Source organism: Vibrio sp. B183 (assembly GCF_000740665.1).
Taxonomy (GTDB): domain Bacteria; phylum Pseudomonadota; class Gammaproteobacteria; order Enterobacterales; family Vibrionaceae; genus Vibrio; species Vibrio coralliilyticus.
This window is the reverse complement of record NZ_JPQB01000015.1, coordinates 133,750-158,933: the sequence shown is the minus strand read 5'-3', so window position 1 is coordinate 158,933 and position 25,184 is coordinate 133,750. Positions and strand designations below refer to the sequence as shown.

At 45.3% G+C, this 25,184-nt stretch carries 19 protein-coding genes; 8 read left to right on the top strand and 11 right to left on the bottom strand.

Annotation, left to right across the window (positions count from 1 at the left end; genetic code table 11):
* Positions 1-22: 22 nt before the first annotated feature.
* Positions 23-373, bottom strand: a complete 351-nt coding sequence (gene hinT / locus IX95_RS17035) for a purine nucleoside phosphoramidase (protein ID WP_038162239.1) — start codon at positions 371-373, stop codon at positions 23-25.
* Positions 374-600: 227 nt separating this feature from the next.
* Here hinT and IX95_RS17030 point away from each other — a divergent pair, with 227 nt between their 5' ends.
* Both IX95_RS17030 and IX95_RS17025 read left to right on the top strand, forming a co-directional pair.
* Positions 601-2,592: a methyl-accepting chemotaxis protein gene (locus tag IX95_RS17030; RefSeq protein ID WP_038162238.1), complete on the top strand. Its 1,992-nt coding sequence runs from the start codon at positions 601-603 to the stop codon at positions 2,590-2,592.
* 147 nt (positions 2,593-2,739) lie between these two features.
* Positions 2,740-3,909, top strand: coding sequence for a DUF1887 family protein (locus IX95_RS17025; RefSeq protein ID WP_006959084.1), 1,170 nt, complete (start codon positions 2,740-2,742; stop codon positions 3,907-3,909).
* Positions 3,910-3,976: 67 nt separating this feature from the next.
* On the opposite strand, the gene fadR is transcribed toward IX95_RS17025, so the two are convergent.
* Positions 3,977-4,816, bottom strand: a complete 840-nt coding sequence (gene fadR / locus IX95_RS17020) for a fatty acid metabolism transcriptional regulator FadR (RefSeq protein ID WP_006959086.1) — start codon at positions 4,814-4,816, stop codon at positions 3,977-3,979.
* A 694-nt stretch (positions 4,817-5,510) separates the two neighbouring features.
* Between fadR and nhaB the strand changes: the two genes are divergently transcribed.
* Both nhaB and dsbB read left to right on the top strand, forming a co-directional pair.
* Positions 5,511-7,100 (top strand): Na(+)/H(+) antiporter NhaB, encoded by a 1,590-nt coding sequence (gene nhaB, locus IX95_RS17015; RefSeq protein WP_006959088.1) that lies wholly within the window; start codon positions 5,511-5,513, stop codon positions 7,098-7,100.
* Positions 7,101-7,194: 94 nt separating this feature from the next.
* A complete protein-coding gene (gene dsbB / locus IX95_RS17010; protein WP_038162236.1) occupies positions 7,195-7,716 on the top strand; it encodes a disulfide bond formation protein DsbB in 522 nt (173 codons plus the stop codon).
* A gap of 96 nt (positions 7,717-7,812) precedes the next feature.
* On the opposite strand, the gene IX95_RS17005 is transcribed toward dsbB, so the two are convergent.
* Positions 7,813-10,731, bottom strand: a complete 2,919-nt coding sequence (locus IX95_RS17005; protein ID WP_038162749.1) for a DNA translocase FtsK — start codon at positions 10,729-10,731, stop codon at positions 7,813-7,815.
* A 192-nt stretch (positions 10,732-10,923) separates the two neighbouring features.
* Positions 10,924-11,418 carry a leucine-responsive transcriptional regulator Lrp gene (gene lrp, locus IX95_RS17000; protein WP_006959094.1) on the bottom strand — a complete coding sequence of 165 codons (495 nt, stop codon included), beginning with the start codon at positions 11,416-11,418 and terminating at the stop codon, positions 10,924-10,926.
* A gap of 156 nt (positions 11,419-11,574) precedes the next feature.
* On the opposite strand from lrp, the gene ald reads away from it, so the two are divergent.
* A complete protein-coding gene (gene ald, locus IX95_RS16995) occupies positions 11,575-12,699 on the top strand; it encodes an alanine dehydrogenase (RefSeq protein WP_038162234.1) in 1,125 nt (374 codons plus the stop codon).
* A 185-nt stretch (positions 12,700-12,884) separates the two neighbouring features.
* On the opposite strand, the gene yfbV is transcribed toward ald, so the two are convergent.
* Complete coding sequence (yfbV, locus tag IX95_RS16990; protein ID WP_019278002.1) at positions 12,885-13,337, bottom strand: terminus macrodomain insulation protein YfbV; 453 nt, start codon at positions 13,335-13,337, stop codon at positions 12,885-12,887.
* Positions 13,338-13,686: 349 nt separating this feature from the next.
* Here yfbV and IX95_RS16985 point away from each other — a divergent pair, with 349 nt between their 5' ends.
* The 3 genes from IX95_RS16985 to IX95_RS16975 all read left to right on the top strand — a co-directional run bounded on the left by IX95_RS16985 (position 13,687) and on the right by IX95_RS16975 (position 18,251).
* Positions 13,687-14,883: an acetate kinase gene (locus IX95_RS16985; protein ID WP_038162231.1), complete on the top strand. Its 1,197-nt coding sequence runs from the start codon at positions 13,687-13,689 to the stop codon at positions 14,881-14,883.
* Between the two features lie 120 nt (positions 14,884-15,003).
* Positions 15,004-17,148 (top strand): phosphate acetyltransferase, encoded by a 2,145-nt coding sequence (gene pta / locus IX95_RS16980; protein WP_019278000.1) that lies wholly within the window; start codon positions 15,004-15,006, stop codon positions 17,146-17,148.
* A gap of 95 nt (positions 17,149-17,243) precedes the next feature.
* Positions 17,244-18,251 (top strand): GGDEF domain-containing protein, encoded by a 1,008-nt coding sequence (locus tag IX95_RS16975; protein ID WP_038162228.1) that lies wholly within the window; start codon positions 17,244-17,246, stop codon positions 18,249-18,251.
* Here IX95_RS16975 and IX95_RS16970 read toward each other — a convergent pair.
* The 6 genes from IX95_RS16970 to IX95_RS16945 form a co-directional block, all read right to left on the bottom strand.
* A complete protein-coding gene (locus IX95_RS16970) occupies positions 18,248-19,192 on the bottom strand; it encodes a glutathione S-transferase family protein (RefSeq protein WP_038162225.1) in 945 nt (314 codons plus the stop codon). The genes IX95_RS16975 and IX95_RS16970 overlap by 4 nt on opposite strands.
* A 158-nt stretch (positions 19,193-19,350) precedes the next feature.
* A complete protein-coding gene (gene oppF / locus IX95_RS16965; RefSeq protein ID WP_038162222.1) occupies positions 19,351-20,343 on the bottom strand; it encodes a murein tripeptide/oligopeptide ABC transporter ATP binding protein OppF in 993 nt (330 codons plus the stop codon).
* Entirely contained in the window at positions 20,340-21,311 is a 972-nt protein-coding gene (locus tag IX95_RS16960; protein ID WP_006959110.1) for an ABC transporter ATP-binding protein, read from the bottom strand. Before IX95_RS16960 ends, oppF begins: the two co-directional genes overlap by 4 nt.
* Before the next feature lie 47 nt (positions 21,312-21,358).
* Positions 21,359-22,261, bottom strand: a complete 903-nt coding sequence (oppC, locus tag IX95_RS16955) for an oligopeptide ABC transporter permease OppC (protein ID WP_006959112.1) — start codon at positions 22,259-22,261, stop codon at positions 21,359-21,361.
* Positions 22,262-22,276: 15 nt separating this feature from the next.
* On the bottom strand, positions 22,277-23,197 hold the full coding sequence (gene oppB, locus IX95_RS16950) for an oligopeptide ABC transporter permease OppB (protein ID WP_006959114.1): 921 nt from the start codon (positions 23,195-23,197) through the stop codon (positions 22,277-22,279).
* A 136-nt stretch (positions 23,198-23,333) separates the two neighbouring features.
* A complete protein-coding gene (locus IX95_RS16945; protein WP_006959116.1) occupies positions 23,334-24,965 on the bottom strand; it encodes an ABC transporter substrate-binding protein in 1,632 nt (543 codons plus the stop codon).
* Between the last annotated feature and the right edge of the window lie 219 nt (positions 24,966-25,184).

Sequence of the window (25,184 nt, the reverse complement as noted above, 5' to 3'; positions counted from 1 at the left end):
TCCTCATAAAAAATGTGTAACCTTAGCTCATCAACATTGGGCCAAGTGGTCGCCCACCGACCAAATGCATGTGGATGTGATATACCTCTTGGCCACCATGAGAGTTGCAGTTAACAATCAATCGGTATCCATCCTCATCGATCCCTTCTTCTTTCGCCAACTTGCGAGCAACAGTAAACATGCGACCCATTATCAGTTCGTCTGCTTCTTCAATGTCGTTTGTTGTTGGAATCAACTTATTAGGAATGATCAAAATGTGACTTGGAGCACGTGGATTAATATCGCGAAATGCCGTGACCAGATCATCTTGATAAACCACGTCGGCAGGGATTTCTTTGCGAATAATTTTACTGAAAATGGTTTCTTCGGCCATGAAGCACTCCATTAAGTGTTGTTTTCGTTGAACGTTGCAAAGGAGTATGCGCTAAGCTCGCTCAGATCACAATAAAAAACAGTGTTCACTTAACATATACACCGTACTGATAGTAGCAGATGGCTAAATTTGTATTATGCGTCATAAAATGCGTGTCTCGCTATCAATACAATGACTCTCTTTTTGTTAATTTTTTAAGACATTACGTATTATTTAGGGAGAGATCTATGAAGGGCTCAGTGATCAAGCGTATGTACGCTGGGTTTGCATTGATCATCATAATGTTTGTTATTTCAACCATTATGACAATGCGAGGGATGCAACAAATTCACTCCAACTTTGGCAGTGTATCTAATACCGCTTTACCTTTGGTATCGCAGTCTAACCAAACCAGTGTTTACCTACTCTCTGCCGACAAACTTTTTAAAGACTTTTTAACAACGCAGAGCTCTGATCGAATGGACGAAATTCGCGGTCAGTTCGAAGACGCTAAAAGTCGCTACGACCAAGCTCTGAAAGATTTGGCTAAGGCCAGTACCGGCAACTCGGAACTCCAGGCAAGCATCGAACAGCTAAAAGCAATGGAGCTGCGTTATTTTACCGAAGCCGATGCAGCTATGAATAATTATCGAAACATGTTTGCAGCTCTAGCTGATGTTCAGAAATCATCACGCCGCTTCCAGCGTCTTCATTCTGAGCTCGGAGTTGGAATGAAAGAGTATGTGGATGACCAGAGCAGTATTTCCGTCAAAGTAATGGCTAAAAGCTACTTTATTAAACTGAAGGACGCAGAGGTGATTACGTCCGACGCTCTCGCTAGCAGCGATTTAGAGCTGGTAAATAAAGCGGTCGCTAAAAACAAAAAAGCCGTCACACACCTTAATTACGCATACCGTGGCCTAACCACACAAATGCCTGAAATTAAGAAGGTGTTTGATGAATCAGTACAGCAGTTCACCACAGATATTGGTAAAAAAGGCGGCGTACTCGATCAGCACGCTTCGTACTTACAAGCCAAAGCTGCGTTGTATGCCAATATTGCTAACCTAACTCTGGAAGTAGATAACACTATGGCAGTGCTCACCTCCTTCAGTGAAGCGGCACAACAAGGCCTACACGCTTCCCTAGCAGAGGCGAGTGAAGTCTATGACCAAGGGGTGATCAATTCAGTCACATTGGGCATTCTTGTCATTGCCTTAGCACTCGGTATTGGCTACCACATCGCCCATAGTGTGCGCACGCCACTCACTCGTATCCTTTCAACACTTGAAAGCCTGACACAAGGCGACATGACCCAGCGCATAGAAAATCGCCACAACAATGAGTTCAGCCGTGTAAGTAGCCATATCAATTCGCTAGCAGACAATCTTCACGACATTTTGAAGAAGCTCAACAGCGCATCCGACAATCTTACTGATACCGCTAACATTAACCAGCAAACTTCCTCCAAAGCGCAATCGCAGCTCAGCCAGCAGCGTGAGCAAACCGCTAACGTTGCAACCGCTATGACAGAAATGGCGCATTCGGTTCAAGAAGTCGCGCAAAGTGCACAAAGCTCGCAGCAGATGGTTGAACAGGTTGAATCGGCCTCAGAATCAGGTCGTCAGATCATGAATGACAACATCACCACCATTAACCAACTTGAGAGTCGCCTCACCCAGTCAGTTGACGCCGTTAAAGACCTCCAGAGCATGAGCAGTCAGATTGGCTCGATTTTGGATGTGATCCGCAATATCGCAGAACAAACGAACCTACTGGCGCTCAATGCTGCAATTGAAGCTGCACGAGCAGGTGAACAAGGACGCGGGTTTGCCGTTGTAGCAGATGAAGTTAGGGTGTTGGCTCAACGAACGACGGAATCAACGTCAGAAATTGAAAACATGATCAGTAACCTACAGAACAGCTCTACATCGGCCAATAAAGTGATTCAAAGCTGTATGGATGATATGGATCAGTCAGTTGCTCAAGCTTCCAATGCCAATAGCGCAATGGAGGAAATTCAGGCATTGATTATTGAAATAAGCCAAATGAGTGGACACATCTCCCAAGCAGCTGCCGAACAAAGTGAAACCACAGGGGAAATTGCTCGCAACATTGATGAAATCAATCAGATTGCCGACACCAGCTACCAAGCCATGGCTCAAATCGCACAAACTAGTGCGGATCTGACCCAACTGGCCAACCAACAAGGTGAACTGGTGCATCGCTTTAAACTCTAGTTTTGTAAAGACAATGCAAATTATTCACTAAGGGCGGTTAATTTCATTAATCGCCCTTGTTTTTTATTTGCGCTGTCGTTATATGGTTATTAAGGCTTGCCCACTTCTAACTTCACATTTTTCGCAAGCCAAGCATGAGGAAGGTTTATGGCAGTTCATGTTGGCATCATTGATCAGGACCCAATCCGATTAGTCACTCCATTATTGGATAACCGGACCGTCAGTGATCACATTGTTTTTATTGGCGTTAAGAGCCAGAAAGATATGTATCATCGATTACATAGCGTTCTGGCAAAAAGAGACATTACATCAGAGTTTTTTGAGATTCCGAATGTCGCGAATACTTCACGAATCAAACGTGCTGTCGGCATTCTGGCTGACGACCTTAGTGCACGCGGAGAAGACGTTAAGTTAAACGCCAGTTGTGGACTGCGTCATCGTCTGCTGTCTGTTTACGAGGTGTTTCGTACTTTTCATTGGCCGATTTTTGTCGTAGAACCAAATAGTGACCGCCTTTGCTGGCTATACCCAGACGGTAAAGAAGATACTCAAGTAGAAGATCGAATTACGATTGACGACTACCTAACAGTATTTGGCGCTAGGGGCGAGTTTAATGACCAACAGCTTCCTCCACAGCTTGATCAGAAACTGTATGAGCTTGGAGAACGATGGGCAAGCAATGCACTTGAACTTGGTCCTGGTCTTGCGACACTTAACTATCTCGCTACTACGTGCCGTAAAGAGCAAAAGCTCGATGTCGCACTATCCGAGAAACAACAAGGTTACCGCGAGCTCAATATGCTGCTCAGTGACTTGGTCGAAGCCGAAATTGCAACTTATGAGCATGGTGTTCTCACCTTCGCAGATGAAGACGCCCGTCGCTTCTCAAATGGTGAATGGTTAGAGACGTTAGTTCACAGCACAGTGCGTCAGATCCAAAAAGATATGCCAACCATTCAGGATCATTCACTCAATGTGCAGGTTTATCGTCAGCTTGGTGATCGTGAAGTGCGTAATGAGCTTGATGTTGCCTCGGTCGCCAATAACAAACTTCATATCATTGAGTGTAAAACTAAAGGTATGCGCGATGACGGTGATGACACCTTATACAAGCTCGAATCTTTGCGCGATCTGTTGGGTGGCCTTCAAGCGCGAGCCATGCTCGTCAGCTTCCGACCATTGCGCTACAACGATATTACACGAGCTGAAGATCTCGGATTAGCGCTAATTGGTCCAGATGAATTAAAAGACCTGAAAACGCACCTAACTAACTGGTTTAAAGAGGCGGGCGGATACGACGACTGCGATGTCTGCTAGATAAACTCAGACCTAAAAGACAAGAAACCCGCCAATCGGCGGGTTTTCTTTTATTCGATTACCATTCTTAGCTGTCATCTTCAGTGAAGCTTGTTGGCAGAGAGGTTTTCATCTCGTTCCAAATCTGCCCACTTTCAATACCATAGTGACGAACAACAACGATGATTCGGTCACGATCACCTGTTTCGCAAACTTCCAGTAGATCGCGGTAAAATTGCAGTGCTAGATTACGTGCTTCCGGGCTTGAGAAGTAGTAACTTCCTACGCGGTCGTACAGCTTTTTAAGACCGTTGAAAATCAATCCGTAAATCTGGTTGCCTGAATGGAACGCCAGACGTTGGAACAGCATGTAGTCATAGAAGTTAAAGGTTTTAGCAATCAAAGTTGCCTGACGCTTAGCTTCGTCCTTCTCACCGTCATCTTTGATATGTTGTTGGATTTTCTCTGCATAAGGCGAGGACTCCATAAACGTATCCCAAGAGTCTGCAGCAAGAAGGCTCTCACAAGATTCGATAACACCACTAATAGTACGCTCAGCACTTTCTTTATTCGCTTTAAACGCGTAGCGCATAAAAATAGGGCTGATGTTTGTTCTTGCCGCAAGCAAATCTTCAACAATCGAAGTTGCGTTATCTGCATCCAAGGTCATTAGAGTATCGAGGATATGTAGCCCCGATGTTTCCATGAACTGGTTAACCTTGGTTGGTTTGCCGTGTTGGATGGTTAACCAGCCGTCACGCGCCAAGCGCTGTAGCACTTCTCGCAGTGTCGTTCGGGTAACCCCTATTAATTCAGAGAGCTCGCGTTCAGCGGGAAGAATAGAACCTGGAGGGAAGCGCCCTTTCCAAATACTCTCAATGATGTATTTTTCTGCGAAACCTGCAGGGCTCTTTGCCTTGATGACCATTAATTTAACTATCCAATATTTTTATTTATAGGGTCGAATAGAACTCATCATACCACTAGTTCTTAGTTATCGGAAACAAACCGAAAGTAAACTTGACGCAAAACACCAATAGAGTTACAGCTCTAATTTATACTGAGCGATTGCGTTATTATGTCTTTGAGTCAAAGCTAATTTATTATAAATTTAATAAAAACTTCACACTTGCTAGCCCTTATGGGTATTGACTTAGTTTGCAAAACATAAGTTTTTAATTTTGCAATATTAAACTGTCATTTCCATTCAATATAATGACATAATCTATCTTATTCGACCTTTTCGAGGCCGAGCTGCCATGAATTGTTTTTTTTCACAACTCTCATCCCGCCTTAACGCCACTCTGATCGCGTTTTTAAACAAAAGTCCACTGAGCGATTTATCAAGATAAACTTTATTATTGACTAAATTAACTTGAGGAGTACAGTTGCGACCAAAGTAAGGAGTGCTTGTCTTTCTCAGGGAGTGACTTGGCAAGGCCACATATCATTTTGCTTTATGTTGTTTTTCTAAGTCACTGTTGAATCAGGTCTGTTTCAGCGTTTTTTCTTGTCATTCGCCACAATTAATTTGGTGATGATCTAAGCCCACAATGACACAGATATATAGATACAAGCACACGCAGTGTCTATTCATAACAACATTTAAGAGTATTAGTATCATGCCGATGTCACTCGGGAATGCTTTCATTAAGAATTTCTTAGGAAAGGCCCCAGATTGGTATAAAGTTGCCATTATTTCATTTCTTATCATCAACCCGATTGTCTTTTTCCTTATCGACCCATTCGTAGCGGGTTGGCTTCTGGTCGCCGAGTTTATTTTTACTCTCGCGATGGCCCTCAAATGTTACCCTCTTCAACCGGGTGGTTTATTAGCCATTGAGGCTATTGCGATTGGAATGACCAGCCCAGAGCAAGTCAAACACGAGCTAGTCGCCAATATCGAAGTGCTATTGCTTTTGATCTTCATGGTAGCGGGCATCTACTTCATGAAACAGCTACTGCTGTTTATCTTTACGAAGATACTGCTCGGTATTCGCTCAAAAAGCCTGCTCTCGGTAGCCTTTTGTTTTGCCGCAGCTTTTCTGTCTGCGTTCCTTGACGCACTAACCGTGATTGCGGTTGTCATTAGTGTCGCGGTCGGTTTCTACGCGATCTACCACAAAGTCGCTTCGGGCAAAGGCTCAACAGCATCACACGACCACACGCAAGACGATCACCTTTCAGAGCTAACGCGCGATGACTTAGAGAACTACCGTGCGTTTTTGCGTTCTCTATTGATGCATGCAGGTGTTGGTACGGCACTGGGTGGCGTAATGACCATGGTTGGTGAGCCACAAAACTTGATCATTGCTGATCAGGCTGGCTGGCAGTTCGGCGAATTTATTATTCGTATGCTACCGGTTACGGCACCCGTTTTTGTCTGCGGCTTAATTACTTGTGTACTTGTTGAAAAGCTTAAAATCTGTGGATACGGTGCTCGCTTACCTGATAACGTTCGTCAAATCCTAGTCGACTTTGACAACGCAGAACGTAAAACACGTACTAAACAAGATGTCGCGAAGCTGTGGATTCAAGGTGCAATTGCGATCTGGCTTATCGTCGGACTAGCACTTCACCTGGCGGCTGTTGGCTTGATTGGCTTGTCTGTCATCATTCTTGCTACCGCATTTACTGGTGTCATCGAAGAACACTCAATGGGCAAAGCGTTTGAAGAAGCATTGCCATTTACTGCGCTTCTTGCGGTCTTCTTCGCTGTTGTTGCCGTTATCATCGACCAGCAGCTATTTAAGCCTGTTATCGATGCGGTGTTACACGTCGAGGATAAAGGGGCTCAGTTGGCACTCTTCTATATTGCTAACGGCATACTTTCGATGGTGTCAGATAATGTATTCGTCGGTACGGTTTACATCAACGAGGTGAAAACTGCACTGATTGAGGGAGTAATCACTCGCGACCAGTTCGACCTACTCGCAGTAGCAATCAATACAGGCACCAACCTTCCTTCGGTCGCAACGCCAAATGGTCAGGCAGCCTTCTTATTCCTGTTGACCTCAGCTCTTGCGCCTCTGATTCGCTTATCTTATGGCCGCATGGTTATCATGGCTCTGCCTTACACGATCGTCCTTGCGCTGGTTGGTCTTGCAGGTATTGTGTTCCTTGTTGAGCCGATGACAGCGTGGTTTTACGACGCAGGTTGGATTTCAGCACATGTAGGTGAGCTGACTCCAGCTGTCTCTGGCGGACATTAATCAAGAAAACTCAAAAGTTTTAGTTGAAGCCGAAACTTTTCCACGATAAAAAGCTCTGATTAGTCAGAGCTTTTTTTATAAACAGGATATCTCTGTGAACATTCTTTCTACCATTAAGTCTTTTTCCCAATCGCGCCTGTCTTGGTTACTGCTATTAACCTTTGCCATCTTCTTTGAGGCTGCAGCATTATACTTTCAGCACGTCATGATGCTCGCACCTTGTGTTATGTGTATCTACGAGCGCGTCGCTATGCTAGGAATCGGCGCCGCAGCCATAATCGGTTTGATAGCACCGGACAACACAGCAACACGCTGGCTGGGACTCGCAGCTTGGGGAGCGAGTTCATATAAAGGCTTAATGCTAGCTCTGGAGCACGTCGATTACCAATTTAACCCTTCTCCGTTTGCAACCTGCGATTTGTTTGTCACCTTCCCCGATTGGGCACCTCTCAACAAATGGGCACCTTGGATGTTTGAAGCATTTGGTGACTGTAGCAAAGTCGTATGGCAGTTTCTTTCGCTCTCTATGCCTCAATGGTTGGTCGTTATCTTCGCAGCAAACCTAGCGGCATTGGCCGTTATCGTTATTGCACAGTTTGCGAAAGCTAGAAGCTAGAAGCTAGAAGCTAGAAGCTAGAAGCTAGAAGCTAGAAATTTAAAAGGGTTGGCACATATGTGCCAACCCTTTTTATTTTGGTCTCTCATGATGACATTAGTTCATCTCACGGCCAGGTGCAGGGGCTAACACTTCTCTATTTCCATTATGCCCCGGCGCACTTACAATCCCTTGAGCTTCTAATTGCTCAACGATGCGAGCTGCGCGGTTATAGCCAATTTTAAAACGTCTCTGCACACCTGAAACAGAACCACGGCGTGACTGCACGACGTGTTCGACAACCTGGTCAAACAGCGGATCCATCTCTTCCTCACCTTCAGGTTTCTCACCTGGCAGTAGCCCCTCTGGTCCTTGATCGCCGTTGGTGATTTCATCAATGTAATTAGGCTTACCACGTGCTTTCCAGTTGTTTACCACAGCATGTACATCGTCATCTGAAGCAAACGCACCATGTACACGCACCGTGTGGCTGGAGCCCGGAGGAAGGTATAGCATGTCACCCATACCTAATAGTGATTCAGCACCACCTTGATCAAGAATGGTTCTAGAATCTGTTTTAGTTGATACCGTAAACGCAACACGGGTTGGGATATTGGCTTTGATTAAGCCAGTAATGACGTCAACAGATGGACGCTGCGTCGCAAGAATCAAGTGAATACCAGCGGCACGCGCTTTTTGAGCAAGACGGGCTATGAGCTCTTCGACCTTCTTGCCTACCACCATCATCAAGTCAGCGAATTCATCGACAATAACCACAATGTAAGGCAGTTTCTCCAGCAGTGGTGGCGTTTCGTCCATGCTATCACCCGGTTGCCATAGTGGGTCGTGAATCGGATGCCCAGCTTCTGCCGCCATCTTGAGCTTGTCGTTAAAGCCTTTGATGTTACGTACACCTAGTGCAGACATTAGCTTGTAACGACGTTCCATCTCACCCACACACCAACGCAGTGCATTCGACGCATCTTTCATGTCAGTAACCACTTCAGATAAAAGATGTGGAATACCTTCGTACACCGACAGCTCAAGCATTTTCGGGTCAATCATGATGAAACGTACTTCTTCAGGCGTCGCTTTGTACAGCATACTCAAGATCATCACGTTCACACCCACTGACTTACCTGAGCCCGTGGTACCCGCGACCAGCACGTGTGGCATCTTCGACAGATCTGCGACAACTGCCTCACCTGCGATATCTTGGCCAAGTACGACCGTTGTTGGTGATTTGGCTTCGATAAAGTGCTGGCTACCAACAACATCTGAGAAGTACACCGTCTGACGACTCATGTTTGGTAATTCGAGTCCTACGTATGGTTTACCCGGTATCACTTCCACAACACGAACCGCCATCGCTGACAAAGAACGAGCTAAGTCCATAGAAAGGCCCGAAATACGAGAGACCTTAACCCCTGGTGCTAAGTCCAGTTCAAATCGTGTAATGACGGGGCCAGGGAAAATATCGACAACTTCAGCCTTAATCTTGTAGTCGGCAAGCTTAGCTTCAACCAAGCGAGCAATCTCTTCCAACGCAGCGCGATCAATAAAGTTCTCGCGTTTTTCTGGGTGATACAGTAGCTCTAATGTCGGCATTGGCTCTTTTGGCGTAGGGAGATTAGCTTCTTGCTGAACAAGGAACGGGTTCTGCTGAGCAGCAACTTTTGCCTGAGCATCCGAGACAATGTTCTGGAACGCTGCGACATCCTCATCGCCCTCTTCAACATCTTCGACTTCTACGGAGGCGTTAATATCACTGTCTTCATCAGCGACTTCAAATGACGAGATAACAGGGTCTTGATGGCTGCTGTCTGGTTCCACCTCAGTCGAGATCTGTTCGAGCTCTGTAGGGTCAATTCGAGGCTGAACTATTTCTTGCTCTTCATGAACCTCTTCAGTGCTCCACGGCATACCTTGAATAGGGTCGGCGTTCACAGGAGGCTCCACGGTTTCAGGCTCTTTATCTGCTACATCGATGTTTTCTTTTATGCTTTCTTGCTCTTGAACCGCAAAATCATCTTCGCTTTGAGCCGCCGCTTCGAGCTCTTCTATCGTCGAACCAAGCTGTCTGGTGCGCTCTTCTTTAGGTTCTTGGTCATATACGTTGTTTTGAACGGCTTGAGGCGCTTCGACAATGGGTTCAGGAAGCACTTCCGGTTCAGGTTGGTACGAGCCAGGCTCAATGTCGATTCTTTCGACAACTAGGTCACTCACCGTTGGCTCTTTGCGAGAGTCAGGCATGTGGATATTGAAACGGCGAGGCTCCTCATCCGCATTCGCTGCAAACAATGCATCTTCTTGTTCAGCATCATCTACCGGAGCTTTCTGTGCATCATCACGAGGTGTCGTTAATTGAGGTTCTAAAAGTTCTTCCTTTTCACCACGTGCTTTATTCACTAGGTTAGTAAGCAAGTGGATAGCACCTTCACCTAGCCAATCTACAATCGATAGCCATGAAATCCCTGTCAGTAGCGTGAAACCCGCCCCCCACAAAAAGAGAAAAACTAGGGTAGTTCCTAAGATGTTGAGCGTAGGTAACGATAAACTGGTCAGCACATCACCAATTACACCGCCAGAAGAGAAGTACCAGATATCATCGAAGTTAATATCTGCAAGACCACAGCTCGTCAGGATAAGGATCGTTAAACCTAGAAGACGTGTGCCCCAAAGCATCAAGTCGATAGGTTCGTTTTCACCTCGCTTTCTCAACATGACCCAAGCGGTAATCGTGATAATGATTGGAATCGGATAAGCCATCGAACCAAAGGTAAAAAATAATGTATCGGCAACCCAAGCACCGACCAAACCGCCTGCGTTATTGATGTCTCCACCCCAAGCGGTTTGAGACCAAGAGGGGTCAGCAGGGTTAAACGTGAGTAAGGCGATGGACAATAATATAGAAGACAGCACAATCACGATAAGACTGCACTCTTTTAGGCGTTGAGGGCCATCAAGACGAGAAGACTGAGGCTCTTCTCCGGTTTTGATTATTGTTTCAACTTTATTTTTGTTCTCTTTGAACATAACCAACTTATCAACTGCGTGATACTGACCCGAATGCAACACCCTTGCTTGAACATCCACCCGGCTAATCAGTAGGGAAAAAAATAGTCCGAGCAGCTATGCCACTCGGACTATCGATTTAACCATATCGGGACTTAAAACCCAATTACCTTAAGTCAGAATATCGAAAGGTATTACGCTACTCTGCAAAGATTAGCGTGTTTTGATAACTAACTGGTTTGTCTGTTTAACTTCTTCCATAACAACATACGTACGTGTGTCGTTAACACCAGGAAGACGTAGAAGCGTATCGCCAAGGAGCTTTCGATATGCACTCATGTCCGACACTCGAGTCTTCAATAGGTAATCGAAATCACCTGATACTAGGTGACATTCCTGAATATCATCGAGCTTCTGCACTGCTGCATTAAATTGTTCAAACACATCTGGCGCACCACGGTTTAGCGTAATTTCTACGAAAACCAACAGTGATGCATCAAGGAACTGCGGGTTTAACAAAGCTGTATAGCCCGTAATGTACCCTTGACGTTCCAGACGACGAACACGTTCTAAACACGGCGTTGGTGAAAGACCAACTCGTTTAGACAGTTCAACGTTTGAAATACGACCGTCTTTCTGCAGTTCGTTTAGAATGTTGCGATCGATACGGTCTAGATCCTTAGACGGCTTCTTATTGTTGTCTGCCATTTTTTATTCCACCTTATTACTTCCTTGCAAAAAAATATACTACAACTTTTTAATATTCAGTATCAAATTTTATTCAATCGTATCTATACTAGATATTAATTCGACAGAATTACCCTACACATAGTTAATACAACCAAAATAAAATGAGGAGTCAGGATGATCATTGGCGTACCTAAGGAAATCAAAAACCACGAGTACCGTGTTGGTATGATCCCAGCGAGCGTTCGCGAGCTAGTATCTCAAGGTCACCAGGTTTTTGTAGAAACCAATGCCGGTTCTGGCATCGGCTTTTCAGACGATGATTACATCGCTGTAGGCGCATCCATTCTTCCTACCGCTGCTGACGTTTTCGCGCAAGCAGAAATGATTGTAAAGGTTAAAGAACCTCAAGCTGTTGAGCGTGCTATGCTCCGCGAGGGACAAATATTATTTACTTATTTGCACCTAGCACCAGATTTTCCACAAACTGAAGAGCTAATCAAGAGCAAAGCTGTCTGTATAGCGTATGAGACTGTAACAGATAATATGGGTCGCTTGCCACTACTTGCTCCAATGTCTGAGGTAGCAGGTCGCATGTCTATTCAAGCGGGTGCACAAACTTTAGAGAAATCTCACGGTGGCCGTGGTCTTCTTCTTGGTGGTGTACCAGGTGTTGAGCCAGCAAAAGTTGTTGTTGTTGGTGGCGGCGTAGTAGGTGCAAACGCGGCACGTATGGCTGTAGGCCTACGAGCTGACGTCACTATCCTAGACCGCAATGTAGACACTCTTCGTCGTCTAGATGAAGAATTCCAAGGTCGTGCAAAAGTGGTTTACTCTACAGAAGATGCTATTGAGAAGCATGTTCTAGAAGCAGACCTAGTCATCGGCGCTGTTCTAATCCCAGGTGCTGCTGCACCTAAACTAGTGACTAAAGAGCACATCGCTAAGATGAAGCCAGGCGCAGCTGTTGTTGACGTTGCAATCGACCAAGGTGGTTGTTTCGAAACTTCACACGCGACAACTCACGCAGATCCAACTTACATTGTTGATGACGTTGTTCACTACTGTGTAGCAAACATGCCAGGCGCTGTTGCTCGCACTTCTACTTTCGCTCTAAACAATGCAACACTGCCTTACATTGTTAAGCTAGCGAACAAGGGCTACCGCGAAGCACTTCTTGAGGACAACGGCTTCCTAGAAGGTCTAAACGTTATTCACGGTAAAGTAACGTGTAAAGAAGTAGCAGAAAGCTTCGACCTAGAATACGTAGACTCAGCAAATGCTATCGCAATGTTCAACTAATGTTGAATCGTAATAAATAGCAAAAAACGCTCACTTCGGTGGGCGTTTTTTTATGAGGAGTAGGGATATGTTTTGGCTTCACCTGATCTGCGCTGGTTGATGAAGCCTTTCCTTTATTTACTGCTTCTCAGCAAAGCCATCGTGATTAAAATTGAGGTGTTCACTGGAAGTCGCCGGTTTGTTCTCTAAAACCAACGTTCCAGTGCGTTTTTGTCTAGTTGACGAAAAGCGCGATTAAGAATTTGAGCCAGCTCTTTATAACGAGGGCGACTTTTCATAGGCTCTAACGCAAAGCCACTCTCAACGATCTTTTGGTGAATTTCACGATACCAGCCCGCCAATGCCGGAGGAAGTTGGGTATTCGCTCGGCTACCAAGCCACCACATCCCTTGAATCGGCAAGCTAATAGCAAACAATGCCATAATCACCGATTGAGGTATTGCTGAGTAGTTATTGAAGGCCATTTGGGTCAAAACGCTAATAGCAGCGATTGCAGGCATCACTTTCACACCAAATTTAGTGGCTTTGATAATGCGCTGCTCTGGAAACAGTAAATTGAGTTCTTTGCGCATAGGCCACGTTTCCATGTACTTCTGCCCATCACGTAGGTTATGAACTAAACCGACTTTATTACTCATAGGACTCTCTCACTCCAGTATCGGGCCTTAAAAACTAAAATTCAGTTGAAAGATTCAACTTTCAGCGTAAAAAATTGATGAAAGTTAATATTCTTTCAAATTTTTTTGTTATTATTGGCTATTATCGTTATCCTTTGCAGGCCCACAATCTCATTGTTGCTGTTATTTACAATTTAAGCAACTCTCGGGACCCTTCTGCAGCGGATGCAAGAGCAGTGAGCGGGAATCACTGCTGTCTTTTATACGGAATTCGAAGTTTTTTTGACCAAGATTAGTACGCAGCCTTTTGAGCTTCGTCTATTCTTGTGATTAATTTTTTATCCTAATTGATTATTACAGGTAGTCACTCATGTCTAAGCTAGTTTTAGTTTTAAACTGCGGTAGTTCTTCTCTTAAGTTCGCGATTGTCGATGCAGAAAACGGCAACGAGCACCTAACAGGTCTTGCTGAATGTCTTCACCTTCCTGAAGCACGTATCAAATGGAAACTGGATGGTAAGCACGAAGCACAACTAGGTGAAGGTGCAGCACACGATGAAGCGCTTTCTTTCATCGTAGAAACTATTCTTGCTTCTAAGCCAGAACTTGCAGATCAGCTAAAAGCAGTTGGTCACCGTGTTGTACACGGCGGTGAGAAGTTCACTCAATCTGCTCTTATCACTGACGACGTTCTTAAAGGTATCGAAGACTGTGCAACACTAGCACCTCTTCATAACCCAGCGGCTATCATCGGTATTAAAGCAGCTCAGAAAGCATTCCCTAACCTGCCAATGTCAGCGGTATTTGATACGGCTTTCCACCAGTCTATGCCAGAAGAAGCGTACCTATACGCACTTCCATATAACCTGTACAAAGAGCACGGTATCCGTCGCTACGGTATGCACGGTACATCTCACCTATTCATCGCTCGCGAAGCAGCTGAGCGTCTAGGTAAGCCTGCTGATGAACTAAACATCATCAACTGTCACCTAGGTAACGGCGCTTCTGTTTGTGCAATCAAAAACGGTAAGTCTGTAGATACTTCAATGGGTCTAACTCCACTTGAAGGTCTAGTAATGGGTACGCGTTGTGGTGATATCGATCCTGCGATCATCTTCCACCTACACGACGCACTTGGTTACTCTGTAGAGCAAATCAACACTATGCTAACGAAAGAGTCTGGCCTTGCTGGTCTGACTGAAGTGACATCTGACTGCCGTTTCGTTGAAGACAACTACGGTGAGAAAGAAGAAGCAACTCGCGCGATGGACGTATTCTGCCACCGCCTAGCGAAATACGTGGCTGGTTACACTGCGACTCTAGAAGGTCGTCTAGACGCGATCGTTTTCACAGGTGGTATCGGTGAAAACTCTGGTCCAATCCGCGAGATGGTTCTTAACCGTCTAGGCGTATTCGGTATCGAAGTTGACGGTGAAGCTAACCTGAAAGCACGTTTTGGCGGCGAAGGTACTATCACTACAGCTGACAGCCGCATCCCAGCGATGGTTATCTCTACTAACGAAGAGCTTGTTATCGCTGAAGACACTGCGCGTCTAGCAGGTCTTTAATTGACTCAACCGGCTGACTTTTAAGTCAGCCGGTTTTCTTACTAAGGGGCGTAACTCCTATTCCATCTCAGGGAATACGAAGTTGGGCTTTTATCTAAAATAGCTAAAGGTACTCTACGAATGTCTCGTACTATTATGCTTATCCCTGCCAGCGCTGGTGTTGGTCTTACTAGTGTAAGCATGGGTGTTCTTCGCGCAATGGAGCGCAAAGGCGTTAAGGTTTCTTTCTACAAACCGATTTGTCAGCCACGTTCAGGTGGCGATCAACCAGATCTGACTTCAACTATCGTTGGTTACAACAGCGATATGAAGATCGGTGAACCTTTGGCAATGTCTGTTGCAGAGAGCCTGATTGGTAACGACAACATGGACGAGCTGCTGGAAACAGTAGTAGAGCGTTACAACCAGATCAACAAAGACGCGGACGTTACGTTAATCGAAGGTCTTGTACCTACTCGTAAGCACCCATTTGCGAACCAAGTGAATGCGGAAATCGCAGCAACACTTGGCGCAGAGATCGTACTTGTTGCGACACCAGGCACAGATAACCCTGCGCAGCTTAAAGAGCGTATCGAAGTCGCATGTTCGAACTTCGGCGGTACTAAGAACAAGAATATCTCCGGCGTAATCATCAACAAGCTTAACGCTCCAGTTGATGAAGCAGGCCGTACTCGCCCGGACCTGTCAGAAATCTTTGATGATGCAGACAGCGCGAAGCAAAACGAAATGAAAGTGATGGAGATCTTTAACACATCTCCAATCCGCGTTCTTGGCTGCGTGCCATGGAGCATTGACCTGATCGCTACTCGTGCAATCGACATGGCGAAGCACCTCAATGCTGACATCATCAACGAAGGTGATATCAACACTCGTCGTATCAAGAGCATCACGTTCTGTGCACGTTCACTACCAAACATGATTGAGCACTTTAAGCATGGCTCTCTATTGGTAACCTCTGCGGACCGCCCAGACGTAATTGTTGCAGCAGCACTTGCAGCAATGAATGGTGTGGATATTGGTGCGGTTCTTCTAACGGGTGGCTACGACATTCCTGAAGAAATCGTTGGTCTTTGTAAGCCAGCGTTTGACACCGGCCTTCCAATCTTCAAAGCACAAGGCAACACTTGGCAGACATCTCTGAACTTACAGAGCTTCAGCCTTGAAGTACCTGAAGATGATAAAGAGCGTATCGAGTTCATCAACGAACACGTTGCTGGCCACATCGATGGCAACTGGATTGAGTCTATGACGGAAGGCACTCAAAAGTCTCGCCGTCTAAGCCCACCAGCATTCCGTTACCAGCTTACTGAATTCGCTCGTCGTGCAGGTAAACGTATCGTTCTGCCTGAAGGTGACGAACCTCGCACAGTAAAAGCGGCAGCTATCTGTGCAGAGCGTGGCATTGCAGAATGTGTACTTCTGGGTAACCCAGAAGAGATCAAGCGTGTTGCAGCCCAGCAAGGTGTGGAACTTGGCGCAGGTGTTCAGATCATTGATTCTGATGCGATCCGCGAAAACTACGTTGCTCGTTTAGTTGAGCTACGTGGTGCGAAAGGCATGACGGAAGTTGTTGCTCGTGAGAAGCTACAAGACTCCGTATTCCTAGGCACTATGATGCTTGAGAACAACGAAGTTGACGGTCTGGTTTCTGGTGCTGTTCATACAACAGCAAACACGATTGTCCCGCCATTCCAGATCATCAAGACTGCACCAAATGCGTCTATCGTATCTTCAGTATTCTTCATGCTTCTGCCGGATCAAGTACTGGTTTACGGTGACTGTGCTATCAACCCAGATCCAACGGCTGAACAACTTGCTGAAATCGCTATCCAATCGGCGGATTCTGCAGCGGCATTTGGTATCGACCCACGTGTTGCAATGATCTCATACTCTACTGGTGAATCTGGTAAGGGTGCAGACGTTGATAAAGTACGTGAAGCGACGAAACTAGCTCAAGAGAAGCGTCCTGATCTTGTCATCGATGGTCCTCTTCAGTACGACGCGGCTATCATGGAAAACGTGGCAGCATCTAAAGCGCCAAACTCTCCAGTAGCAGGTAAAGCGACCGTATTTGTATTTCCAGACCTAAACACGGGTAACACGACATACAAAGCGGTACAACGTTCAGCAGACCTAGTCTCTATCGGTCCAATGTTGCAAGGTATGCGCAAGCCTGTAAACGACTTGTCTCGCGGTGCACTAGTAGACGATATTGTTTACACAATCGCTTTGACGGCAATTCAGGCAGACCAAGAGCAAAACTAAGCTCTATTGGTTTATGTTGATGAAAAAGCAGCAGTATTTTACTGCTGCTTTTTTTTATTGCTACACTTATCCCAAACGTCATGCTTGGGTTTCAAATGTCAGTAAAGCTATTTTCCTCACAAGCCTCACTCGAACAAAATGTTCTGAAAATCACCAGCTTTTTTCTGGCGATCACCGGCACAGGCTTTACGATTGTTAACTTTTTTTTCTGGGACTTACCAAAGTTCGGTGTTATCGACTCTATCTATACCGCTATCTGTATCTACGTGTATTTGAGAATCGAATTTGGTCATTACAGGCCTTGGCATTCGGCGCTACTGATTTCTGGTCTCACTGCCCTGCTTATCTACAGCATGGCAGTTGCAGATGGCTACTCTGTTCTGGTTTTTTGGGCATTTTGTTTTCCCGCTTTGTACCATATATTTTTTAACCGTTATATCGCTTCAGCTATCACATTCGCCTTCTATTTAGTTGCGATTTCTATCCTTGCCTCTTATCCACCACTAATCAATTCAACACCCTATACCTTAATCAACTTCACTATTCCTTACTTTCTAATTTGGGCGATCTCTTTTGTTCATGAGGATATGCAAACCAAAATCAAAGGTAAGCTCAGTGATGCAGCTCTCCTAGATCCATTGACCGGAGCAAAAAATCGCTTAGCTCTTGAAGCAGACACTTCCAACAATCCGGATTTGGTTCACAATCACTACCTTGTACACTTTGACCTCGACCACTTTAAACGAGTCAATGACAACTATGGCCATGCCGCAGGTGACACAGTATTAAAAATGGTGGCTAAAATCGTAGGTCAGCAAGTACACCAAGATGCATTTTATCGAGTTGGCGGCGAAGAGTTTTGCACTATTTTTTCAGCGCCCGACAAAGAAAACGCGTTCAGCATTGCCAATGCATTGAGAGAAAAGTTAAGTCAAACACCAATATCGATTGGAGATCAAACTCTGCAAGTGACGCTGAGTGGAGGATTATGCGAATTGGTCGTAGAGGAAGGTATCGTCCGAATTGACGAAACAATGAAGATAACAGATGCGGCCCTGTACCAAGCGAAAGCACAGGGCCGTAATCAGGTTATTGCTATTTAAATGCTCTCTCGACCGTGAGCAGATTCTAGGTCAAGCACGGGGCCTTTGGGAACCACTTGCGTTGGGTTGATTCCTGTGTGGCTAAAGTAGTAATGACGCTTGATGTGATAAAAGTCGGTCGTTTCTGCAATCCCTTCTATCTGGTACAACTCTTTCATATACCCATGCAAGTTTGGATAGTCTGCAATACGTTTCTTGTTGCATTTGAAGTGGCCGACATACACGGCATCAAACCGAATCAATGTCGTAAACAATCGCCAATCCGCTTCAGTGATAGCATTACCAGCAAGATAACGGTGGGTTGCTAAATGCGTGTCGATCCGATCAAGCGCTTCAAACAAATTGTCGTAAGCTTCTTCGTAGGCTTCCTGAGCCGTTGCAAACCCGCAACGATATACACCATTATTCACATTGGGATATATGTAATCATTCCACTCGTCCACCAACGTTCTTAACTCATCCGGGTAGTAGTCATCTTGATTGCCCGTGAGTTCGTTAAACTCTGAGTTAAACATGCGGATAATCTCTGAAGACTCGTTGCTCACTATCGTATTGTTCTTTTTATCCCACAGCACTGGCACCGTAACGCGCCCCGTGTAATCTGATTTAGCTTGAGTGTAGATTTGGTGCATTCGAGTATGCCCAAATAAAGGCTCAGGCAAGCCCATTTGCCAACCCTCTCCCATCATATCTGGGCACACCACAGTCACATCAATATGCTCTTCTAGCTTTTTCAGTTTTCGGAATATGAGGGTACGATGAGCCCACGGGCAAGCGAACGATACGTACAAATGATAGCGACCTGATTCAGGCTGAAACTTGGCATTAGGCTTATTTTCCACCCATTCTCGAAACCCAGCATCTTCTCGGACAAACTTACCGCCACTGGTTTTAGTGTCATACCAAACATCTTCCCATTTACCTTCTACTAACTTGCCCATATCACACTCTCAACTGATTAATATCTATGGACTAAGTATAAAAAAAGCCAGCTTACTCTAAAGCAGAATAAGTTGGCTTTGTTGTTCGAATTATTTGAAGTAAAAAAAGCGCGACTCCCGAAGGACGCCGCGCTTAAGCCCGTCACAGGCTGAATCGGCTAGACACTGACATGCAGGCAAGATACGGCATGAACATCACTGCCCTGTATAGACGGTTTCGTATTAGCACACGCTTCTGTTGCCTGAGGGCAACGAGTACGGAATACACAACCAGACGGCGGGCTGATTGGAGATGGTAGATCACCTTCCAGCATTTCGATCTGCTTATTGCGTTCAAGGTGCGGATCAGGAATTGGTACCGCTGACATCAAAGCGCGTGTGTAAGGGTGCTTAGGATCAGCGAATAACGACTCAGCTTCACCCAGCTCTACAGCATTACCCAAATACATAACCAATACGCGGTCAGAGATATGTTTAACTACTGATAAATCGTGTGCGATAAAGACAAGGGATAACCCTAGCTCTTTTTGCAGCTCTTTCAGAAGGTTCACAACCTGAGCCTGAATAGACACATCCAAAGCAGAAACGGGCTCATCACAGATGATCATCTTAGGCTTGAGGATAAGTGCACGAGCGATACCAATTCGCTGACACTGACCACCTGAGAATTCGTGTGGGTAGCGGTTGATTACGTTAGGCAGAAGACCTACTTTGGCCATCATCTCTTTAACGCGATCTTTTACTTCTTCTTTTGACAACTCAGGATAGAAAGTCTCCAGAGGCTCGGCGATGATGTCCCCAACCGTCATACGCGGGTTAAGCGATGCTAGCGGATCTTGGAAGATCATCTGAATTTCTTTACGCGTTTCGCGGCGCTGTACGTCTTGCATCTTAGTCAGGTCTTGACCCAACCAAACCACTTCACCATCTGTCGCTTCAACCAAACCGATAATGGCGCGTGCAAACGTCGATTTACCGCAACCCGACTCACCTACTACACCTAATGTTTCACCTTCATAAAGGCGAACATTAACACCGTCAACGGCTTTCAGGTTCGATGGCTTAGACCAAGGCCAAGCGGACTTAGACGCAATGCTGAAGTGAACTTTAAGATCCGATATATCCAGAATTAATTTTTTATCTGCACTCATTTTTCCCAAGCCTCCCATTCTGAAAAACATGCACGCTGACGACCATCACCAAATGGTGTCAGGATTGGCGCTTCACGCTTACAACGATCCATAACACGGTGACAACGCTCTTGATACGGACAACCAGTTGGCAGACGTAGCAAGTTTGGCGGGTTACCCGGAATCGTCGGCAAAATCTCACCTTCCGTATCTAAACGAGGGATGGCTTTGAGTAGGCCTTCAGCATAAGGGTGGCTTGGTTTGTAGAAGATTTCATCGACAGTACCGTACTCCATCGTACGGCCAGCATACATAACAAGCACTTTGTCACATGACCCAGCAACCACACCCAGATCGTGAGTGATCATGATGATGGCTGTATTGAATTCATCTTTCAGCTCATTAAGCAGATCCATAATCTGCGCTTGAACGGTTACATCTAGTGCCGTTGTCGGTTCATCTGCAATCAGTAGTTTAGGGCGACATAGTAGTGCCATTGCGATCATTACACGCTGGCGCATACCGCCTGAAAACTCGTGCGGGTACATAGTGATACGCTTACGTGCTTCCGGAATTTTCACGGCTTCAAGCATGCGTACCGACTCTTCAAACGCTTCTGCTTTACCCATACCTTTATGAAGCATCAGTACTTCCATAAGCTGGTCGCTAACTTTCATGTATGGGTTCAAAGACGTCATTGGGTCCTGAAAGATCATCGCGATCTGTTCAGCACGTACTTTATTCAGTTCTTTTTCTGGAAGGTTAAGGATTTCCTTACCTTCAAATTTGGCACTACCAGAGATAATGCCGTTTTTTGCCAGCAATCCCATGATAGAGAATACTGTTTGCGATTTTCCTGAACCAGATTCACCCACGATACCGAGAGTTTCGCCTTGGTTCAGAGAAAAGTTTAGATCGTTAACTGCGGTAACAATACCATCTTGAGTGGTAAATTCGACACGCAGATCTTTGACATCTAATAAGCTCATCATTGCTTCCTTAATCTTTATAGATTTTATAATTTATTGCTTTTTACTTATCTGTCTTTTGGATCCAGCGCATCGCGCAGACCGTCACCGACGTAGTTGAAACAGAACAAAGTTACAACCATGAACGCCGCTGGGAATGTTAGCTGCCAAATAGCAACTTCCATCGTTTGTGCACCCTCTTGAAGTAGTGCGCCCCAGCTTGTCATCGGCTCCTGGACACCAAGACCAAGGAAGGATAGGAATGACTCAGTCAGAATCATGCTTGGGATTAGCAGCGTCGAGTATACGGCTACAATACCCAGAACGTTTGGAACAATGTGACGAGTGATAATTTTCCACTTGCTCACACCACAAACATGGGCTGCTTCAATGAACTCTTTGCTACGTAGACTAAGGGTTTGACCACGTACGATACGCGCCATATCCAGCCATGCAATTGCACCGATCGCAACGAAGATCAAGATGATATTACGACCGAAGAAGGTAACCAGTACGATAACTAGGAACATGAATGGTACAGCGTACAGGATTTCCAGAATACGCATCATGATACGGTCCACTTTACCGCCGATGAAGCCAGAAGCCGCACCGTAAAGCGTACCAATCAGTACCGCAACCAACGCGCCCATAACACCAACCATCAACGAGATTCGGCCACCGATAAGTGTACGCACGTATAGATCTCGACCTAGGCTATCAGTACCAAACCAATGATCTACACTTGGACCTACATGCATTGCATACCAGTCTGTGTCATCGTAGGCATAAGGGGCGATCATTGGCAGAACAATAACCGCCAATGTCATTACAAATAGGATAAACAAGCTCACCATTGCCGCTTTGTTACGCATAAAGCGGATACGGGCGTCTTGCCATAAACTGCGACCTTCGATCTCTAAGTTTTCAGAGAACTTCTCAATCGCTTCAAGGTTTTCTTTTTTCGTTAACATAACCAAACTTCCCTGTTAGTAGCGAATTTTCGGGTCAATCATTGCAAGTAAGATATCTACAATCGCGTTGAATAAAATGAATAGGAAACCAATCAGAATGGTTACACCCATTACTAGCGAGTAGTCACGGTTAAATGCAGCGTTAACGAAAAGCTTACCGATACCTGGCAGGCCGAAGATAGTTTCAATAACTACCGAACCTGTGATGATACCTACGAATGCTGGGCCCATGTAAGACACAACAGGGAGAAGTGCTGGCTTAAGAGCATGCTTTACAATGATGTAGCGGTAACTTAGACCTTTTGCACGAGCAGTACGGATAAAGTTACTGTTCAGCGTTTCAATCATCGAACCACGTGTAATACGGGCGAATGTCGCTACGTAGAGTAAAGACATACCAATAACAGGAAGTACAAGATACTTAAAGCCACCATCATGCCAGCCACCCGCAGGGAAGATATTCCAGTGCAGGGAGAATAGATAAATCAGAGCTGGGGCCAGTACAAACGATGGCATTACAACCCCTAGCATTGCAGTCGACATTATGGTGTAGTCGACCCAAGTATTCTGCTTCAGCGCAGCAATGGTTCCGACGGTCACCCCCATAATCACGGTAAAGATAAAGGCGATAAAACCAACCTTTGCCGATACTGGAAGCGCCACCGAGATTAGCTCGTTTACAGAGTAATCTAGGTACTTAAATGACGGTCCGAAATCACCTTGGAGAACGTTGGTCAAATAAGTGGTGTATTGCTCAAATACTGGCTTATCTAGGCCGTATTTAGCTTCGATGTTTGCCATAACTTCTGGCGGAAGAGGACGCTCGCTCGAGAAAGGGTTACCCGGTGCGAAACGCATTAGAAAGAAAGATACTGTGATCAATACCAACATAGTTGGGATCGCTTCAAATATCCTTTTTGCGATGAATTTAAGCATAAACTCACTCTTTCAGTCTGTGACGGTTAAAAAGAAAAGGATCAGCCCATATTCCATAAATTTGGACTGAAATAAGGCACTACATGTGATTTCTCACATGTAGAGCCAAATTTTTTATAGTTCTATCTGCTCAGAATTATTGAGCTTTGATGTAAAGATCTTTTGAGTAGATCTTCTCTTCAGCGTTGTTCGCTGGGAAACCACCAACTTCAGTTGATAGTAGACGAGAACGTACGTACTGGTAGATTGGAGCGATAGGCATTTCTTTCGCCATCATCTTTTCAGCTTCTAGGTAGATCTTAGTACGCTCTTCCTCAGAAGTAGATTTCAGCGCTTTTTCAATCAACGCATCGTACTCTTTGCTACCCCAGTGCTGACCACCGGTAGTGTTCGAGCTCACCATTAGAGTTAGGAATGAAGTTGCTTCGTTGTAGTCACCACACCAGCCAGCGCGTGCTACTTCGAAATCACCTTGGTCTTTAGAAGATAGGTAAGTTTTCCACTCTTGGTTTTCTAGAGTAACTTCTAGACCAAGTGTTTTCTTCCACATTGAACCTAGCGCTACCGCAATCTTCTTGTGGTTTTCGTTAGTGTTGTATAGAAGGTTGAACTTAAGTGGGTTATCTGGACCGAAGCCAGCTTCTTCAAGAAGACGTTTCGCTTCAGCAATACGATCTTTCTGAGACATTTGACCATAAGCAGGCAATGTTGGGTTGAAGTTAGCTGTAATTTCCGGAGTTAGGAAATAAGCTGGCTTCTGACCTTGGCCTAGAATCGCATTTGCTACGATGTCACGGTCAATTGCGTAAGAAATCGCTTTACGTACGCGTACATCATCAAACGGCTTTTTAGCTGTGTTGAATGAGTAGTAGTAAGTACATAGGCTGCCTTCCACTGATACTTCTTGTGGGTGCTCTTTCTTAAGACGCTTGAAGTGCTCTGTAGGAAGAGTAGAAGTGAAATCGATCTCACCAGATAGGAAACGGTTCATTTCCGCTACTTGGTTTTCGATAGGTAGGAAAGTGACCTTATTAAGAACCGTTTTGTCGTTGTCCCAGTACTGGTCGTTACGAGTTAGCTCTAGACGCTCGTTCACTACCCAGTTATTTACAACGAATGCACCGTTACCAACGAAGTGCTCAGGTTTAGTCCACTGATCACCATACTTCTCAACTGTCGCTTTATGAACTGGCTTCATTGTTGTGTGGCCAGTCATCATTACGAAGTAAGGAACCGCAGTTTCAAGCTCAACAACTAGAGTGTGGTCGTCTGTTGCTTTAACACCTAGAGTGCTCTTGTCCTTTTTACCAGCGATGATGTCTTTCGCATTCGCCATCTTGGTGTATTCCATGTACCAAGAGTATGGTGAAGCTGTTGCTGGGTCTACAGCTCGTTGGAAGCTGTATACGAAGTCACCGGCAGTTACAGGGTCGCCGTTTGACCATTTAGCATCTTTACGTAGGTGAAAAGTGAATGTTTTGTTGTCCGTTGTTTCCCAAGACTCCGCAACACCAGGGATAGTGTTACCGTCCGCGTCTTGGTTCACCAAGCCTTCTAGAAGATCACGAATCACGTGAGACTCAGGAACACCCTGAGATTTATGCGGGTCGATCGTCGCAACTTCGGTACCGTTACCACGAACTAGTTCTTGTTTTTCTGCTAACTTAGTTCCTGCAGGGACATCTGCAGCGAGTGTTGCGGTAGAAGTAGCGGCCACTGCCAGACCAGCACCCAGAAGAAGGGCTTGAGTGATTTTGTTCTTATACATGAGTAAAACTCCAAGTTTTTCATTTGCATCCATGACTTCTTCGTAAGGCCACTAGAACGGACAGTGATTTAGATCTGTTTAGCGCAAAATTTAAGCACAAAAATCTAAAACCCTACAAAGATTGCAGCACACATTATCAATCATCGGTGTAATTTGCCATAAAAATGTAGCGAAAAATCGTTTAATTCTCCGACCAGTGCAACATTTTGGTAAAAAACA